Origin of the sequence: Polaribacter sp. 20A6 (genome assembly GCF_011378915.1) — a bacterium.
GTDB lineage: Bacteria > Bacteroidota > Bacteroidia > Flavobacteriales > Flavobacteriaceae > Polaribacter > Polaribacter sejongensis.
In genome coordinates this window covers 1-670 of sequence record NZ_WTPZ01000084.1, presented here as the reverse complement: position 1 = coordinate 670, position 670 = coordinate 1, and the positions used below count along the sequence as shown (strand labels likewise).

General features: G+C 47.8%; 1 protein-coding gene. It reads right to left on the bottom strand.

Translation table 11 applies throughout. From position 1 onward, the window contains the following. The coding region (locus GQS57_RS18480) for a discoidin domain-containing protein (protein WP_205860312.1) at positions 1 to 670 on the bottom strand (670 nt) is incomplete at both ends.

The window sequence follows — 670 nt, the reverse complement described above, 5'->3', positions numbered from 1 at the left end:
AGCTCTCCATCGCCTGGCTTCTCATACTTGATCAACCAGTTATCGTTCCCTCTGTCTGTGTTTCTGATGACGTAATCCAGCACCACCAGCCTCTCGAACACGAGCTTGTACAATGACTCCCGGTTACCATCAACAGCATTATGAGCAGCCGCCAAGTCACTGTATGTGGAGGACTGAACAGCTTCGCCTCCAAGAGCAAGATTCCTTGGAACACAGATGTACAATGGTTTGTCCTCTTCTGCAAACACCTCGACTTCACACAGTGTAAGAATTTCATTATTCCCAGGTAGAAATATGTTGACATACTGGCCGTTAACAGGCTCAAACGCAAACTCTACAGTGCCATCAGGAACAGCGAGAACCGTTGCAACTAGCTGGTTGTTGTTTCCGTTGTTCTCCAGACTGTTACCAATGCGAACCTGAGCTCCTCTGATTCGCTCTTTGCAACAGTCTGCACGATTAGTGATGGAAACATTGCTTATACTGTAGACGTTTCCAAGGTCAGCTCTCCACCATGGGTTAAACTCCCCTTTAGTGTGAGTACATGAGCCCTTTCCGTAATTGGAGTTGCTGTTTCCATCTACTGCATGTTCAGCAGCTCCCTGTGGGTGTCCTAAGGAGGACTGCACCACTTTGGCATTAAGAGCAAGATTCCCTTTCGAGTCAGCGA